The following is a 15,251-nucleotide window of genomic DNA, read 5'->3' on the forward strand; positions in this document are numbered from 1 at the left end:
ATATCTCTCCTCCACCCCTTAAGTGCTGGTGGCCTGGCGTCCGTTCACATTCGTTCGCCGGGCAATTGGCTGGCCTGTTCCACCCAGGCGGCGAGCTGAGCCTCGTCGAGTTGGTCTTCTTCATGGATGTGGAAGTAACGCACTTCCTTTTGTTTGGACTCGCCGGGCGGGATGGGGCTGAGCGACGTGCCGCGGAAGAAAGCGACCTTGATATATTTCGCGAAGCAATGGACACCGAGGAACCAGCCCTGCCCTTCGATGCCGTAGAGAGGCGAGTTCCATTTGACTGCCTTATACACCCCGGGCACCGTGCGGGTGATGAGCGCATCGAGGCGATGCCCGACGTCGCTCTTCCAGCCGGGCATGGCGGCGATATAGGCCTGCACGGGAGCGTCGCCGTAACCCTTGGCGATCTGAGGGTTGCCACCCGAGAGAAGGACCGGCTCCGCGGTATCAGGCTTAGCGGCTGTCTTCTTCGTGACCTTTGCTGCGGTCTTGGATGTCTCGCCGGACATTGCCTTCACTCCTACCCTCCGCTGCGTCCTGCGCCGCGCCACCTGGTGGCATATGGCAACGCGAACAAGTAGAGACCGGTGAGCAGGAGCAAGGTCAGCGGCAGCAGCGCCATGAGGCCCACCCAGACCGACGATTTCTCCTGAACCATCGCGATGATATTAATTATGACGGCCAGCGTAAAGGCAATGGACAGCCAGCGGTGGATTTGCCGAAGCCAGTTATTCCAATTCAAGGAAACCTCCTGCGAAAACAAGCGAAGCGGATGGCGTGATCCGTTTTGACAGCGGTCTCACTCGATGCGCGTCAGCACCTGCTCCAGCTTGGCGAAGAACTGCCGCCAACCGCTTTTGGCGCCCCCATAAGCCTGCCCCTGATCCGGCCGGAAGCCCGACTGCTCCATGCGCAGCTGCGTGCCCGCGCCCGTGGGCGTGAGAGTCCAGGTGACGACGCTCACGAGATCATAGGCAGCCCAAGTGTAAGACAGTGTTTTATTCGGCTCGACTTCCAGGACCTGGCAATCGACGGAGCCCCAATCCGCGCTCAGCTTAAAGCGGTGATCCACGACCGGCACGAAGTCGTTCTTCATCAGCCAGTCCGCGATCAGATGCGGCTGGGTGAGCGCGCGCCAGATCTTTTCCGGCGGAAAAGGGATCTCCCTTTCGACGACGACGGAACGGGTTTCGTTTGAAATTTCGGTCATTGGTCCATCCTTTTCAATAGATCTTCCAGCTGGTCGAACCGATTCTGCCAAAAGCCCGCCATCTCACGTGTCCAGTCGACCAGCGGCGCCAGCGCACCGAGCTGGGCGCTATAGTGGGTCTGGCGACCTTCGTGACGATCGCGGACCAATCCGGCCTGCTTCAGGATTCCGAGATGTCTCGAGACGACTGGTTGCGAGACCCCGGCCCGAACCGTCAGAGCCCCGACCGTCTTCTCTCCTTCGCGGCACAGCCGTTCGAAAAGAGCCCTCCGGGTCGGATCGGCGAGCGTTCTGAAGAGCACGTCCTGGGTGTCCGACATCTACAATCCATACCTCATTGGCTATGGATTGACGTATAGCTACGGAGGTATGAGTGAGTCAAGCTGGACGTAAAACAACTCGAGAAAATAGTTATTGCTGCATCTGTTGCACGTGGCAGCGCGCTTGGCAGAGGCGATTTAATTTCACATACCCAAGCGGCTATACATTTTCGCCATTGGGCATACATGCTTGCGCGGACACGCCTCGCCTGTGCCGAGGTCATGTGGCGTCGCGAATAACCCTGGGATCAATGGCCGCCGTCGGTGCCGAGAATCGCGGCAAGCAGCCGGCCTTCCAGTTCGCAGAGGCCAGGATGGCCGTGCCGCCGCGGGCGAGGATGGGGAATGGGAAGATCGAGTGCGATCCGCCCCTCGTCGAGCACGATGACCCGGTCGGCGAGATGCACCGCCTCGCTGACATCATGGGTGACGAGTACGGCGGTGAAGCCGAGTTCGCGCCAGACACGGTTGATGAGTTCCTGCATGCTGATCCGCGTGAGCGCATCGAGGGCGCCGAGCGGTTCGTCGAGCGCCAGCACGCCTGGCCGGCTGATCAGCGCCCGCGCCAGCGCCACGCGCTGCCGCTGCCCGCCGGAAAGCCGCGCCGGCCATTCCTCGGTCTTTTCGCCAAGCTGGACTTCGGCAAGCACGGCCTCGGCCGCCTTCGCCGCCGCCCGGCTGTCAACGCCGTCGCCGAGCCCGACGACGACATTGTCTGCGACACTGAGCCAGGGCAGCAGCCGCGGCTCCTGAAAGACGATGCGCGCGTTCGGGCTCGCCTGCGCGCCATCGGCATCCTCGAAATGCAGCTCGCCGGCGCTCGGTTCGTCGAGGCCCATCAGGATGCGCAGCAGCGTGCTCTTGCCGCAGCCGCTCTTGCCGATCACGGCGACGAACTGGCCGGCCGGAATATGCAGGTTGATGCCGCGCAGCACGCGGTTGCCCCCAAAACTCTTTTCAAGCCCCGTCAGGCTGATCGCCGCGGGCGCACTGCGGCTCACTGCCGGCGCGTTTTCGCGCGCATAAGCTGGCTCTTCGGCGACGGCGTGAAAACGCTCATGTGCGATCGATGTCATGCGTCTCTCCTATTTCTGATAGACCGGGTTCCAGGCGAGCAGCCGCCTCTCCAGCACCCGGGCGATGACATCGGCAAGCTTGCCGAGCACGGCATAGATCACGAGGGCTAGCACGACGACGTCAGTCATCATGAATTCGCGGGCATTGTTGGCCATGTGGCCGATGCCTGACGATGCGGCGATCGATTCCGATACGATCAGCGTCAGCCACATGATGCCGAGCGCATATCTGAGGCCGACGAAGATCGACGGCAGCGCACCTGGAAAGATCACCTTGCGGAAAAGCGTCCAGTTGCCCATGCCATAGACCTTGCCCATCTCGATCAGATCGCGATCGACAATGCGCACCCCGTGATAGGTGTTGAGATAAACCGGGAAGAGCACGCCGAGCGAGGTGAGAAACAACTTCGATTCCTCGCCGATCCCGAACCACAGGATGACAAGCGGGATCATCGCCAGATGCGGAATGGTGCGCAGCATCTGCAGCGTCGTATCGGTCAGCTGTTCGGAGATGCGCGATACGCCATTGGCGATACCGAGCAGGAAGCCGATCGAGCCGCCGACGAGAAGGCCGGCAAAGGCGCGGCCGGCGCTCACCAGCACGTCATTCGGCAACTGGCCGGAAACCATCGTCGACCAGAAGGCAAGGCCGACATCGGCCGGCGACGGCATGATGCGCGATGAGATCCAGCCGGCCGAGGAGGCAAGCTGCCAGAACACCACGATCGCCACCGGCACCAGATAGGGCGTAAGCTTCTCCAGGCCGGGCAACGGCAGGCGCAGACCCGCCTTCCCGGCCTTTTCGGAAACGACAGACCGTTCGAACGGAGTATCGAAAGTCGACATGCATTGTCCTCGCGCTTATCGAAAGCAGGATGCCGCAAGCCGTAAGCGGCTTGCGACGGTGTCACGCTCTGTTCGAGCTCAGGAGCCGGAGACGACTTTCAGATTGCCGCCATGACTGCCGCCTGCGAAGACCTGCTTGCGGCCGAACTCGTTGTTGAAGCCCAGGCGCTGCTGCTCGCGGGTAATGCCGAGTTCGGGGAAAAGCAGCTCGGCGACGCGATAGGCCTCTTCGAGATGCGGATAGCCGGAGCCGATCACCGTATCGATGCCGATCTCCTGATACTCGCGAAGGCGCGCGGCCACCGTCTTCGGCGAGCCGACCAGCGCCGTGCCCGCACCGGCGCGCACCAGGCCAACGCCGGCCCAGAGGTTCGGCGAGACTTCGAGCTTGTCGCGCCGGCCGCCGTGAAGGGCGGCCATGCGCTTCTGGCCGACCGAGTCGGACTCGTGGACAAAGCGCTCCTGCGCCTCGCGGATCGTATCGTCGTCGAGATGGCGGATCAGCCGCTCGGCCGCCTCCCACGCCTCCTCGTCGGTTTCGCGCACGATGAAGTGCAGACGGATGCCGAAGCTCACCTCGCGGCTGCGCTCGCCGGCGGCCTTGCGCACCTTGGTAATCTTCTCGGCAACCTGTGCCGGCGGCTCGCCCCAGGTCAGGTACTTGTCGACGCGGCCGACGGAGAAATCGATGCCGGCATCCGACGAGCCGCCGAAATAGAGCGGCGGACGCGGGTTCTGCACCGAGGGGAAGCCGAGGCGCGCATTGGTTGCCTTGATGTATTTGCCGTCGAAGCTTGCCGTTCCCTTCTCCAGCAGTTCCTCGAACACCGTGAAGAACTCTTCGGCATGGGCGTAGCGCTCGTCATGCTCGAGATGGATGCCATCGCCGGCAAGCTCCGCCGGGCTGCCGCCGACGACGATGTTGAGCAGCAGGCGACCGTTGGAGATCCGGTCGAGCGTCGTCGCAAGACGCGCGTAATAGGCAGGCGATGCCGTGCCGGGACGGATCGCCACCAGGAACTGCAGCTTCTCGGTCTTGGCGGCAAGGGCCGCCGCCGTCACGAAGGATTCTTCGCAGGCAACCCCGGTCGGCAGCAGCACGCCGGAATAGCCGAGCCGGTCGACGGCCTGGGCGATCTGCGTGAGATAGCCGATCTCGGGCGCACGGTTGAGATCGGAGGAGCCGAGATAGGTGCCGTCCCCCGATGTCGGGATGAACCAGAGGAAATTGATGGGCTCGGATGTGCCTGTATGGGAGATGGTGGTCATTGGAAGACGGTCCTTTCGCTGCGGAATTCGAAAATCAACTCGCGTGGTCGAGATGGCTCTCTGTCTGCCTTGCATAGCGCCGCCGCCGCACAGATGCTTGGGAGGATCCTAGTGGCGGCGGAGGCGGCAAGAAGGCCGGCTGTCTGTCTATACGCGAGCATCTGAAATATCCCTGTCGATCGGACGGCAGCAGGCACATGCCTTTGGGGTGTTCGCTCGATCGAGAGGATAGTGACATAGACCATCAATTAGATCGACAATATCAATTTGCTATTCTAATCCGCTTTGGAGAATATTTTTCCGGTTCAGCGGCATGGACGCCCTCTCCATGCCGCCTCGCGGAAATCTTGGCTCGGCCGGAAAATCAGCTTGCCTTGGGACGCCAGACGATATCGCCGGTCGTGAGCTTCTTCGGCAGGATGCCGAGCCCGTGGAACTCGTCGGCGAGCGCCTGCTGATAGGCGGCGGCGGCATCGGTGATGGTCGAGACGCTGCCGAGATCGGCGCCCTTTCGCGTCAAGGTCACGCGCGTCACGTCAACCGGCACGCCGGTGATCTCGGAAAGTTCCTTCACCGTCTCGTCGAGATTGCTCTGGGCCGACGTGCCCACCTTGGCAAGCTCATCGATCACATCGACGACCACCTGCCCGTTGGCATCGGTGAAATCGCGATTGGCGAGGAAGAAACTGTAGGAGTCGACGATGCCTTCGGCGGTCGTCAGGATACGTGTCTCCGGATCGGATTCGGCAATCGCCAGATAGGGATCCCAGATCGACCAGGCGTCGATGCTGCCATTCTTAAAGGCGGCGGCGGCATCCGGCGGCGAAAGATCGAGCTGCTCGACATCTTCCGGCTTCAAGCCCGCCTGGCGTAGAACCTTGACGGTTACGTTATGCGCGCTGGAGCCGCGCTTGAAGGCAACCTTTTTGCCCTTGAGATCTTCAAGCGTCTTGATGGGCGAATCCTTGCGCACGAGGATGGCCGAGGCTGCCGGGCTGCCCTTGTAGAGACCGACATAATAGAGCTGCCCGCCGGCCGCCTGGGCAAAGAGCGGCGGCACATCGCCGGTCGCACCGAAATCGAGAGCGCCGGCACCCAGCGCTTCGAGAAGCGGTGGGCCGGAGGTGAATTCCGACCAACTGACGGCAATGCCACGATCGGCAAGCCGCTTCTCGAGCGCGCCGCGCCGCTTGGCGAGCGCCAGCACGCCGTTCTTCTGCCAGCCGATACGGAATTCGCTGGCGGCAGCGCGTGCCGGCCGGACACCCGGCAGGATTGCCGTGGCCGCAGCGGCTGCGAAAAGCCCGAGCGTTTGTCGACGTGAAATCATGACTTTTCCCTTTTTTTTGATGGTGCCGGGCCTGTTTCGGCTGGTCGACCCTGTCAGTGATGAATGTCATGATGATGAAATCTATAATTTATATCGACGACTTTACTTGCAAGATTCCGCCTTTGCTGAAATTTTGCGGCCCGGAAATCGCCCTCAAGCGGAATTTTTTCGCGCGTCCCTCACCTCCGACCTTCGGCGGTCAGCCGCTCGCGGATGAAGGTGGGGCCGCCGGCCAGACGCTTCGCAAGCAGGCTTGCGGGATCGACCATGCGCCAATAGGGCGTGACCGTCGAAAGCGGCTCGCCCTTCTCCAGTGCCCCGAAGGATAGTTCGGCGATCGCGCGCAAATGCCGCTGCACGGTCACCGGGCAGCAGGCATCCGCCCCGTATTGAGCAGCAAGATGGCGGCGGAGGATGCCGACCTCGGTGAGGACACCTTCCGGTGCCGATCGAATCTGCTCTTCGACCATCTGCTGCGATGGAATGAGCATCGCCTGCATTCCGCTGCGGCCTTTGCGCCGCGGCTTGATCGTCGGAATTTCCCTCATGTCACCTCCCGGAAACATCTTGCCTTCTCCCGATCTAGGGCTCGGCCGAATGGCGGCCAGCCTCATATGCGTCAATCTGACCGAAGTCCGCCTTCACGGGCTTTTCTGCTCCCGCCGTTTCGGTTAATCCTCGGGGCCTGCACTTGAGGAAAAGGATAGGGCATATGGCAAAAGTCGCGTTTATCGGTCTCGGCGTCATGGGTTTTCCCATGGCCGGCCATCTGAAGACGAAGGGCGGCCACGATGTTACCGTCTACAACCGCACGGCAGAAAAAGCCGCGGCCTGGGCCGAGAAATTCTCCGGAAAGTCCGCCCTTACCCCGGCCGAGGCCGCTACCGGGGCCGATTTCGTCTTCGTCTGCGTCGGCAATGACGAAGATCTCCGCTCGGTGACATTGGGCGAAAACGGCGCCCTGCACGGCATGAAGCCCGGTTCGGTGCTGATCGACAACACCACAGCCAGCGCTGAAGTCGCCCGCGAACTTTATGCCGCGGCAAAGGAAAAAGGTGTCGATTTCATCGACGCTCCCGTCTCCGGCGGCCAGGCCGGCGCTGAAAACGGCGTCCTGACCGTCATGTGCGGCGCCGACGAAGCCGTCTTCGAACGCGCCAGACCCGTCATCGACGCCTATGCCCGCATGGTTGGTTTGATGGGACCGGCAGGCTCGGGCCAGTTGACCAAGATGGTCAACCAGATCTGCATCGCCGGCCTCGTCCAGGGACTTGCCGAGGCGCTGCATTTCGGCAAGCGCGCCGGCCTCGATATCGAAAAGGTGGTCGAGGTGATTTCCAAGGGGGCAGCGGGCTCCTGGCAGATGGAAAACCGCCACAAGACCATGAACGCAGGCAAGTATGATTTCGGCTTCGCGGTCGACTGGATGCGCAAGGATCTCGGCATAGTGCTCACCGAAGCCCGCCGCAACGGCGCCAAGCTGCCGGTCACCGCCGTCGTCGACCAGTTCTACGGCGACGTGCAGGCGATGGGCGGCAATCGCTGGGACACATCCTCGCTGCTCGCCCGCCTGGAAAAATGATCGGCCCCCCCTCCGATGCGGCCGAATTGATCGCGCATCTCGAAACGCTGCGCTCGGAGGAGAATGTTGCCAGCATGGCGCGCTTCGGCATCGTAACCGATCGCGCCCTCGGTATCTCCAATCCCGATATCAAGGCGGTCGCCAGAGTGGCGAAGAAGGATCACGTCAGGGCAATGCAGCTCTGGCGAAGCGATATCCGCGAAGCCCGCCTGCTCGCCCTCTACACAGCCGAGCCGAAGCGGTTAACGACGGAAGAAGCCCAAAATTGGGCCGATGATTTCAACTCCTGGGAGATCGTCGATTGCGCCGCCGATCTCTTCGTCGAGGCTGGGCTGGACGAACTCATCTCAGACTTCGCCGCCGACGAGCGTGAATTTATCAGGCGCACAGCCTTCGCCATGATTGCCGGTGCCGCGGTTCACTTGAAGAAGGAAGCTGATTCGACCATCCTCGCTTGGTTGCCGCTGATCGAGGCCCAAGCCGGCGACCCGCGAAACTTCGTGCGCAAGGCGGTGAATTGGGCGCTGCGCAGCATCGGCAAGCGCAACCTCGCCTGCCATGCGCCGGCCCTGGCGCTCGCAAAGGCCCTGACGGAAAGCCCTGACAAAACCGCCCGCTGGATCGGCAAGGACGCAGTCAGGGAGCTGGCCGGCGCAAAGCTGTTGGCACGGTTGAGATGAGGCGGGATGCCGGCTCAAATAACTAAATCAATGCTGTTTGGATTTTTCGACCAGGAAATCGATCAGGACCCGCACCGCCGGCGGCATGCCCTTGGCCGTCGTGAAAACAATGTAGAACTGGCTCTCCTCCGACTGCCAGTCCGGCAGCACCCGCACCAGCTTGCCGGCCTGAAGATCGGCCTCGCAGGCACTTTCGAGCAGAAGCCCGAAGCCGAGGCCGGCACGGGCCGCGTCGAGGATAGCGGTCATACTGCGGCAGGTGAGCCGCGGCTGATGTCGAATCACCTGCTTGGCGTCATTCGGACCGACCAGTTCCCAGGTGTGGAACGACACCCATGACGTCATTGCCAGCGTCGGCAGGTCGGCGAGTTCGTCCACGCAATTCAAGTTGCCGGTACGCTCGACGAGCGACGGACTTGCGACCAGGATACGCCTGATACGGTCGAGCTTGCGCATCGTCAGGCTCGTCTGCGTCTCCGGCTCGTTGGTCGCCCTCACCTCGAGGTCGATCCGTTCGTTGATGAGATCGGCGCGCCGGTCGGAGCCGATGATCTGCAGCTTGATCTTCGGATAACGTTCCAGGAATTCAGGCAGGATGCCCCCGACCGAGATGTCGACGAGACCGAGCGGGCAGCCCATCCGCACGACGCCCTGTGGATCGGATTGGGCCTCGGTGACGATCGACTTGGCGCGGTCGGCCTCTTGCAGGATGGTCTGGCATCTTTCGTAAAAAGCTTGACCGATCTCTGTCACCCGGAAGTGACGCGTCGAGCGTTCTATAAGCCTTGCGCCAAGCCCATCCTCGAGACGGCTGACCCGCCTGCTGAGTTTTGAACGTGGTATTTTGAGATCGCGACTTGCAGAAGCGAAACCGCCGCTGGAGACGACAGCGGCGAAATAATAGTAATCGTTGAGATCGTCCATAAAAACAAGCTATCCGAGAGTAAGAATGAATGCCAGCCCCCAGCAGGGGTTGTATCCTCTCTCCCAAGAAGCTGTAATCACATTGTCGGCATTGGATTTTCTTTTGAGAACCCGTTGCGGCAAACCAGCCGATGCAGACGAAGACAATCAATCGACAGCCGTCCGAACGGCAATATCTCGGCCGATCCAGCTCGCTTGATAAATTGAAAACGGGGATGCCCCAATAAACGGGCTAACAAAATGCCGATTTGCGATACGCAACGTACCTGTTCGGCTCACCTGAAAAGACGATCTTGAAAGACTGCCTTGAAGACTGTGCGTCAAAACGCTGCAAGGACGGTCCGGCAGGGAAGACCGGACCCGTCCCCGTAGCTGATCGGAGGTCACTCGGATCAGAAACTGATTTAAGTGCTCCCGGTCAGAAGACCGGGAGCATTCATTAGTCGATTAGAACGAACGCTGCAGGCGGAAGTAGCCAGCCGTCGAGTCGTCTTCATCTTCTGGATCGAGGTACTGAACCGAAGCCTTGGCATAGAAGTTGTCGACGATCTGATAATCAACCGTCAGACCAACCTTCCAGGCATCACCACCGCTGAAGTCGTCGCCGTCGACGTAGTAGTCGCCGTAGTACTGGACACCAGGAGTGATCTTGAGCTTGTCGGTTGCCTTGATAGCGTATTCGGCAGCGACAGCCCATTCAGCTGCGGAGTAGTAGGAGTTCGGGCCGGAAGAGTATACGGCGGCGAGGCCGAGCGTACCGGGACCGATGTCAACCGTACCCATTGCACGGATAGCACCGTCTTCGTTGTCGAAGTCCCAGCCACCGGTGATCTGGTAGCTGAATGCACCGGCAGTGCCGCCGACGCCGAAGGCAACGCCGACGTTGTTCGGCTCTTCGTCAGACTTGTAGAAGCCGTCTTCCAGCTCGTCGACGCTGATACCAGCGTAGAAGGTGCCGCTTTCGTACTGATAACGCAGCGAGTTGTGCAGCGTTACGATCGAGCCGATGTCGTCGGTTTCACCCGAAAGACCATCGTCCCACCAGCTGTAGAACAGACCGGCGCGGAAGCCCGCGACGTCGAGGTAAGCAGAATCGAGGATCGCATCCTGATCGGTGGCATTGTCAGCATTGAACTGCATGACGATAACGCCGGTCAACGGACCATACTCGGTGTCGCTCTTGGCCGTGAACTGAACCTGGCCGCGAGTCCTGGCATCCCAATCGGAGTCGTTGCTTTCCGAACCATTGAGCGGCTGATCACCAACATCAACCTGGAAACGGATGTAGCCTTCGATCTTGAGGCAGGTTTCGGTGCCCGGGATGTAGAAGTAGCCGGTGCCGTAGGCGTCGCAGACGCGAACATACTCAACCGGTTCCGGCTCAGCAGCAACAATAGCGTCAGCTGCAAGAACCGGCGTCGATGCAGCAAATGCTGCTGCTGATGCAAGCAAAACCATTCTGATGTTCATTTACCAATCCATTCCTTTGTCGATCGGGGCTGGCTTCAGATCGGGTAGTCGATTTGAAGCCGGCCCAGTTTGAACAGCCATCTCGGCGTGCGGATCGATCGAACCGCCAAACCGTCATCACATACAAGGCTCTTTCAAGCAATTCTCGATATACGCCAGATGGGTTCTCACGGGCTACTTTCCCCGGCAGCGTGATTTTTATACAACAATTTCAAATATCTAGACGAAAAACAGGCAAAGCGGCCCCGCGACGGAAATCCTCCATCGCAAGCCGCACACGTTACACCCCATTGTCAAATTCTCCACCGTCCGACCCCGGTCGAACATACTGGTGAAGCGCATAAACTCTACCGCCGGCTAACAAGCACAAACAAGGCGCCAGTTTAGAACATGGTGTTCTGAATTCGGTACCAATGAGACGAAATTATGACATATCGCCCAGTGGTTTCATCGACCATAACCGCAGAATCCTTACCAGGCTATTCATTTTTCGAGGAATTTGGTTCGATTTGAGCGTTTTTTTCGCTATTTTTGAGGCTTTTCTTCAGTCGAGGGACCGCACATCCCCAAATTCGGCCTTTGCCAACTGGCATTCCCATGTGCGGCCAGGATGTCACAGTCGCCCCCAACGGGCATATCCGAGGTCGCAGACTCACGCCTGGTATGAGGCCGCGCTGGACTTTGCCGTGTCGCGTCCGGTCACGGCCGCACGCTCGACCTCAATCCTCGTTGGACTTGGCATTGTCGAGAATCATGTAGTCGAGCGGCAGTTGCGTCGAATACTTGATCTGCTCCATCGCAAAGGCGGAGGAAACGTCGCGAATCTCGATCTTGGCGATCATCCGCTTATAAAAGGCGTCATAGGCGGCGATATCGGGCACGACGACTCGCAGGAGATAGTCAACATCGCCGCTCATCCGGTAGAATTCGACCACTTCGGGGAATTCGGCGACCACCTCTGAAAAGCGGCGCAGCCATTCGATCGAGTGGGTGGCAGTGCGAATCGACACGAAGACGGTGACCTTGGTGTTGACCTTCTCCGGATCGAGGATGGCGACTCGGCGCTTGATGACGCCGTCTTCTTCCATCTTCTGGATGCGCCGCCAGCACGGCGTCGTCGAAAGCCCCACTTTCTTGGCGAGATCGGCAACGGCAAGCGTTGAATCTTCTTGCAGAAGACGCAGTATTTTTCGGTCGAGGCGATCCATGCGCACAACAGTCCTTTCGAATTATTTTCTTTGTATAACTCGATTCCGCGCAACGAAAAGAATTTTGTTTCAGGAAAGCAGCATTTTCGTCCGATCCTGCAGGACCGGGAGCAATTCTTTTTCGAACCAGGGATTGCGCTTCAGCCAGCCGCTGTTGCGCCAGCTCGGATGCGGCAGCGGCAGCACGACCGGCGATCGGTCGGACAGAAGACAGTCACGCCATGCCCGCACCGTCTCGGTCATATTGTCCCGCCTTTCACCGGCCATATGCCAAGCCTGCGCATATTGGCCGATGACCAGCACCAGTTCGATCTGCGGCATGGCTGAGATCACCCTTTGCCGCCAGAACGGCGCGCATTCGCGCCGCGGCGGCAGATCCGCACCCTTGTCGTCGTAGCCCGGAAAGCAGAAGCCCATAGGCACGATGGCGAATCGATCGCGGTCGTAGAAGCTTGCCCTGTCAACGCCAAGCCATGACCGCAACCGGTCGCCCGATGCATCGTCGAATGGCAGACCGCTCTCATGCACCCGAAGCCCGGGCGCCTGCCCGGCGATCAGGATGCGCGCACTGGATGAGATCACCGCCACTGGCCGCGGCTCGTGCGGCAGCCGGTATTCGAGGCCTTTCGCCGGTGCGTCGCGACAGATGCGACAGCAGGCGATCTCCCGCCGTAGCGTCTCCAGCATGGCTTCACCGCTCATGGTTTTACTCCCATCCGACGACCTGCCCGATGAAGCGCAGGGCGCCATCGAAGCCGGAACTCTGGCGCGCATGATCGCGCACATCGCGCGGCCGCTCGAAAGTTCCGGCCCAGAGACCGGACTTCTCAGCCTTCGCCTCGGCCTCCTCCTTGCCATAATCGCCATAGGAGATGGCCATGCCCCGGCGCACCATGGCGGCATTGATGTCGCCGCCCGCCCCGCTCCGGCAGACGACGAGCAGCCTTTCGTAGCGGTCGCGCCGGCTGCCCTGACAAAGCGTTCCCGATACCAGCACCATGTCCTGCAGCGCCTCGCGCGCCGCGCGCCCGCAGGCCCAGGCCTTCCCCGCCCGCTCGCAGCTCTGGTTGAGTTCCGGCGCATCGATGCCTTCGAGGCGCAAACGTTCATCTCCCAACACCAGACTGTCGCCGTCGGCAGCATGGAAGGCGCCCGCATGCTCGATTTTTGCTGCATCGTTGAGCTTGGCGGCGATCAGCGCCATGAGCGCCAGCAGGGCAAAAGCAATCACGCCGTCGCGAATCAGGCGCAGGCCCCGTGTCACGCTTTTGCCTCCTTAAAAAACAAATCCTTGGCAAAGATGGCAAACATCTTCTTAAGAATTGCCGGTTAAGCTCTTATCCACCCTGGGATGAAGTTTCAACGTGCACATGAGTACCGGCGTAAGCACATCGACCGACAAGATCATCGTCGACAGGTCGCGCAGCCACCGCAACAAGGCCGTTTCCAAGGCCGTGCGGCAGACGCGCGAACGTCTTCAGTCCGGTCACGCGTCCAATTCCTCCTTCGATCGTGACGTGCTCGACATGTATGTGGCGTCGGTGCTGCAGGGCGCGACGATCATGCCGCTCTTCGTCGTCATCATCACCGCGCTTGGCGTCTATTTCACTGAAGATACGCAATTGATCTTCTGGGCGCTGCTGACACTCACCTGTCACGCCGGCAATATCCTGCTTGCAAGGCGCGCGCGCCGGCAGGAGATTACCGCCGAGAGCGCCCGCAAATGGCGCCGCCTGCTGCTCTCCGGCCAGTTCCTGATTGGCTGCTGCTGGGCCGTCTTCGCATTGCAGGGCTGCGACACCTGCGAGCCATCGAGCTTCATTCTTTATAAGGGCGCCACGCTGCTGATCGCGCTCTCGGTCACGGCGATGTCGAACTTCATGCTGACGCCCGCCGTGCTCGCCGCCTTCTCGCCGGCGGTCCTGGCGCTTGCCGCCAAGAGCGGCCTGTCGCGCGACCTCCTCGAAATCAGCTTGACGGGGCTCGTCACCACAACCCTCGTCTTCTTCAATTATATCAGCGACCGGCTCTTCAAGTCGAACCTCAGGATCCTTTCCTACCAATCGGAGAAGGACGACCTGATCGCCGAGTTGGAGGTGGCGAAATCGATGTCGGACGAAGCTCGCCGCCGCGCCGAAGAGGCAAACCTCGCCAAATCGCGCTTTCTTGCCTCCATGTCGCACGAACTCAGAACCCCGCTCAACGCCATCCTCGGCTTTTCCGAGGTGATGTCGGCCGAAGTCATGGGGCCGCTCGCCAATCCGACCTACAAGGAATATGCTGGCGATATCCACCGCTCCGGCCAGCATCTGCTCGATCTCATCAACGAAATCCTCGACCTGTCTCGCATCGAAGCCGGCAAATACGAGCTGAGCGAGGAGGCGATCTCGCTTCTCGATATCACCGAAGATTGCATCGGCATGGTCCAACTGCGCGCCCGCGCCAAGAACATCGCCATTTCGGACCAGTTCGAGCGGCAGTTGCCGGCCATCTGGGCCGACGAGAAGTCGATGCGCCAGGTCGTGCTCAACCTTCTCTCCAATGCCGTGAAGTTCACGCCGCAGGGCGGCGAGATCCACGTCAAAGTCGGCTGGACCGCCGGCGGCGGACAGTACATCTCGATCAAGGACAACGGCCCCGGCATTCCGGAAGAAGAGATTCCCATCGTCCTGTCGGCCTTCGGCCAAGGCTCGATCGCCATCAAGAGCGCCGAACAAGGTACCGGCCTCGGCCTGCCGATCGTCCAGGCGATCCTTGCCAAGCATGACGGTCAGTTCCTGCTGAAATCGAAGCTGCGCGAGGGCACCGAAGTTATCGCCATCCTGCCCGCCAAGCGCGTGCTCCAGAGCCTGCCGGCCGTCGAGGAGGCCCAGGCCGTCGCGCGCAAGCGCAAGAGTTTTGCCTGATTCAGCTAAAGAACAGGTGCTTGCTGAGGACGAAGCCGAGATAAAGGCAGCAGGCGGCGATCATGCAGGTCACCGCGAAGGAACCGAGATCCTTGGCGTGTTTGCCGACGATCGAAATCTCCGGTGAAATCCGGTCGATCACCTCTTCAACGGCGGTATTCATCGCCTCCATCGAAAAGAGCCCGAGAAACAGAAGCACTGCGACGACGATCTCGCCCGCAGTAGCGCCGATCAGCGCCAGCGCCGCGATCGAAACGACGAAGAAGCCGAGTTCCTGGCGGAAGGCCGCCTCTTTCAGCACCCGCACGAAGCCCGCCCAGGAATAGCTGGCGGCGGCGATGAAATGCCGAAGTCCGGTCTCTTTCGTCACCGCAGGCTTCGTCAAGATGCCCTCTCCTCTTCCCGTTGCATCGCAGACCGGGAG

Annotated in this window: 18 protein-coding genes; 3 read left to right on the top strand and 15 right to left on the bottom strand. The window is 60.6% G+C overall.

What is annotated here, in order from left to right; all coding sequences use genetic code 11:
* Window positions 1-44: 44 nt before the first annotated feature.
* From RL_RS14260 to RL_RS14305, 9 genes are all read right to left on the bottom strand, one after another.
* Window positions 45-515 (bottom strand): DUF1801 domain-containing protein, encoded by a 471-nt coding sequence (locus RL_RS14260; RefSeq protein ID WP_011652294.1) that lies wholly within the window; start codon window positions 513-515, stop codon window positions 45-47.
* Between the two features lie 11 nt (window positions 516-526).
* Complete coding sequence (locus RL_RS14265) at window positions 527-748, bottom strand: hypothetical protein (protein WP_003560044.1); 222 nt, start codon at window positions 746-748, stop codon at window positions 527-529.
* A gap of 57 nt (window positions 749-805) precedes the next feature.
* Entirely contained in the window at window positions 806-1,216 is a 411-nt protein-coding gene (locus RL_RS14270) for an SRPBCC family protein (protein WP_011652296.1), read from the bottom strand.
* Window positions 1,213-1,536: an ArsR/SmtB family transcription factor gene (locus tag RL_RS14275; RefSeq protein WP_011652297.1), complete on the bottom strand. Its 324-nt coding sequence runs from the start codon at window positions 1,534-1,536 to the stop codon at window positions 1,213-1,215. Before RL_RS14275 ends, RL_RS14270 begins: the two co-directional genes overlap by 4 nt.
* 248 nt (window positions 1,537-1,784) lie before the next feature.
* Entirely contained in the window at window positions 1,785-2,612 is an 828-nt protein-coding gene (locus tag RL_RS14280) for an ATP-binding cassette domain-containing protein (RefSeq protein WP_011652298.1), read from the bottom strand.
* 9 nt (window positions 2,613-2,621) lie between these two features.
* Window positions 2,622-3,458, bottom strand: a complete 837-nt coding sequence (locus RL_RS14285) for an ABC transporter permease subunit (protein WP_041936351.1) — start codon at window positions 3,456-3,458, stop codon at window positions 2,622-2,624.
* 78 nt (window positions 3,459-3,536) lie between these two features.
* Complete coding sequence (ssuD, locus tag RL_RS14290; protein ID WP_011652300.1) at window positions 3,537-4,727, bottom strand: FMNH2-dependent alkanesulfonate monooxygenase; 1,191 nt, start codon at window positions 4,725-4,727, stop codon at window positions 3,537-3,539.
* Window positions 4,728-5,091: 364 nt separating this feature from the next.
* Window positions 5,092-6,057 (bottom strand): aliphatic sulfonate ABC transporter substrate-binding protein, encoded by a 966-nt coding sequence (locus RL_RS14300; protein WP_011652301.1) that lies wholly within the window; start codon window positions 6,055-6,057, stop codon window positions 5,092-5,094.
* A gap of 179 nt (window positions 6,058-6,236) precedes the next feature.
* Window positions 6,237-6,605 (bottom strand): hypothetical protein, encoded by a 369-nt coding sequence (locus RL_RS14305; protein WP_041936582.1) that lies wholly within the window; start codon window positions 6,603-6,605, stop codon window positions 6,237-6,239.
* Between the two features lie 164 nt (window positions 6,606-6,769).
* Between RL_RS14305 and RL_RS14310 the strand changes: the two genes are divergently transcribed.
* Window positions 6,770-7,639, top strand: coding sequence for an NAD(P)-dependent oxidoreductase (locus tag RL_RS14310; RefSeq protein WP_011652303.1), 870 nt, complete (start codon window positions 6,770-6,772; stop codon window positions 7,637-7,639).
* Complete coding sequence (locus RL_RS14315) at window positions 7,636-8,319, top strand: DNA alkylation repair protein (protein ID WP_011652304.1); 684 nt, start codon at window positions 7,636-7,638, stop codon at window positions 8,317-8,319. The genes RL_RS14310 and RL_RS14315 overlap by 4 nt, the downstream gene beginning before the upstream one ends.
* A 27-nt stretch (window positions 8,320-8,346) precedes the next feature.
* Here RL_RS14315 and RL_RS14320 read toward each other — a convergent pair whose 3' ends face one another.
* The 5 genes from RL_RS14320 to RL_RS14340 all read right to left on the bottom strand — a co-directional run bounded on the left by RL_RS14320 (window position 8,347) and on the right by RL_RS14340 (window position 13,185).
* Window positions 8,347-9,243, bottom strand: a complete 897-nt coding sequence (locus RL_RS14320; RefSeq protein WP_011652305.1) for a LysR substrate-binding domain-containing protein — start codon at window positions 9,241-9,243, stop codon at window positions 8,347-8,349.
* 447 nt (window positions 9,244-9,690) lie between these two features.
* A complete protein-coding gene (locus tag RL_RS14325; protein WP_011652306.1) occupies window positions 9,691-10,713 on the bottom strand; it encodes a porin in 1,023 nt (340 codons plus the stop codon).
* Window positions 10,714-11,432: 719 nt separating this feature from the next.
* On the bottom strand, window positions 11,433-11,921 hold the full coding sequence (locus RL_RS14330; protein WP_003540387.1) for an Lrp/AsnC family transcriptional regulator: 489 nt from the start codon (window positions 11,919-11,921) through the stop codon (window positions 11,433-11,435).
* 69 nt (window positions 11,922-11,990) lie between these two features.
* Complete coding sequence (locus RL_RS14335; protein WP_011652307.1) at window positions 11,991-12,623, bottom strand: uracil-DNA glycosylase family protein; 633 nt, start codon at window positions 12,621-12,623, stop codon at window positions 11,991-11,993.
* A 4-nt stretch (window positions 12,624-12,627) separates the two neighbouring features.
* Window positions 12,628-13,185 (bottom strand): thermonuclease family protein, encoded by a 558-nt coding sequence (locus RL_RS14340; protein WP_011652308.1) that lies wholly within the window; start codon window positions 13,183-13,185, stop codon window positions 12,628-12,630.
* Window positions 13,186-13,291: 106 nt separating this feature from the next.
* On the opposite strand from RL_RS14340, the gene RL_RS14345 reads away from it, so the two are divergent.
* A complete protein-coding gene (locus RL_RS14345) occupies window positions 13,292-14,827 on the top strand; it encodes a sensor histidine kinase (protein WP_011652309.1) in 1,536 nt (511 codons plus the stop codon).
* A gap of 1 nt (window position 14,828) precedes the next feature.
* Here the strand turns inward: RL_RS14345 and RL_RS14350 are convergent, their stop codons facing one another.
* On the bottom strand, window positions 14,829-15,212 hold the full coding sequence (locus RL_RS14350; RefSeq protein ID WP_011652310.1) for a diacylglycerol kinase: 384 nt from the start codon (window positions 15,210-15,212) through the stop codon (window positions 14,829-14,831).
* Between the last annotated feature and the right edge of the window lie 39 nt (window positions 15,213-15,251).

The sequence above is a fragment of the Rhizobium johnstonii 3841 genome (assembly GCF_000009265.1).
Lineage (GTDB): Bacteria > Pseudomonadota > Alphaproteobacteria > Rhizobiales > Rhizobiaceae > Rhizobium > Rhizobium acaciae.

Excerpts from the sequence above, each read along its gene's own strand:
- RL_RS14285 (WP_041936351.1), bottom strand. The coding sequence starts at position 3,458 with ATGTCGACTTTCGATACTCCGTTCGAACGGTCTGTCGTTTCCGAAAAG.
- ssuD (WP_011652300.1), bottom strand. The coding sequence starts at position 4,727 with ATGACCACCATCTCCCATACAGGCACATCCGAGCCCATCAATTTCCTC.
- RL_RS14330 (WP_003540387.1), bottom strand. The coding sequence starts at position 11,921 with ATGGATCGCCTCGACCGAAAAATACTGCGTCTTCTGCAAGAAGATTCA.
- RL_RS14305 (WP_041936582.1), bottom strand. The coding sequence starts at position 6,605 with ATGAGGGAAATTCCGACGATCAAGCCGCGGCGCAAAGGCCGCAGCGGA.
- RL_RS14335 (WP_011652307.1), bottom strand. The coding sequence starts at position 12,623 with ATGAGCGGTGAAGCCATGCTGGAGACGCTACGGCGGGAGATCGCCTGC.
- RL_RS14320 (WP_011652305.1), bottom strand. The coding sequence starts at position 9,243 with ATGGACGATCTCAACGATTACTATTATTTCGCCGCTGTCGTCTCCAGC.
- RL_RS14345 (WP_011652309.1), top strand. The coding sequence starts at position 13,292 with ATGAGTACCGGCGTAAGCACATCGACCGACAAGATCATCGTCGACAGG.
- RL_RS14325 (WP_011652306.1), bottom strand. The coding sequence starts at position 10,713 with ATGAACATCAGAATGGTTTTGCTTGCATCAGCAGCAGCATTTGCTGCA.
- RL_RS14300 (WP_011652301.1), bottom strand. The coding sequence starts at position 6,057 with ATGATTTCACGTCGACAAACGCTCGGGCTTTTCGCAGCCGCTGCGGCC.
- RL_RS14315 (WP_011652304.1), top strand. The coding sequence starts at position 7,636 with ATGATCGGCCCCCCCTCCGATGCGGCCGAATTGATCGCGCATCTCGAA.
- RL_RS14275 (WP_011652297.1), bottom strand. The coding sequence starts at position 1,536 with ATGTCGGACACCCAGGACGTGCTCTTCAGAACGCTCGCCGATCCGACC.
- RL_RS14310 (WP_011652303.1), top strand. The coding sequence starts at position 6,770 with ATGGCAAAAGTCGCGTTTATCGGTCTCGGCGTCATGGGTTTTCCCATG.
- RL_RS14270 (WP_011652296.1), bottom strand. The coding sequence starts at position 1,216 with ATGACCGAAATTTCAAACGAAACCCGTTCCGTCGTCGTCGAAAGGGAG.
- RL_RS14260 (WP_011652294.1), bottom strand. The coding sequence starts at position 515 with ATGTCCGGCGAGACATCCAAGACCGCAGCAAAGGTCACGAAGAAGACA.
- RL_RS14280 (WP_011652298.1), bottom strand. The coding sequence starts at position 2,612 with ATGACATCGATCGCACATGAGCGTTTTCACGCCGTCGCCGAAGAGCCA.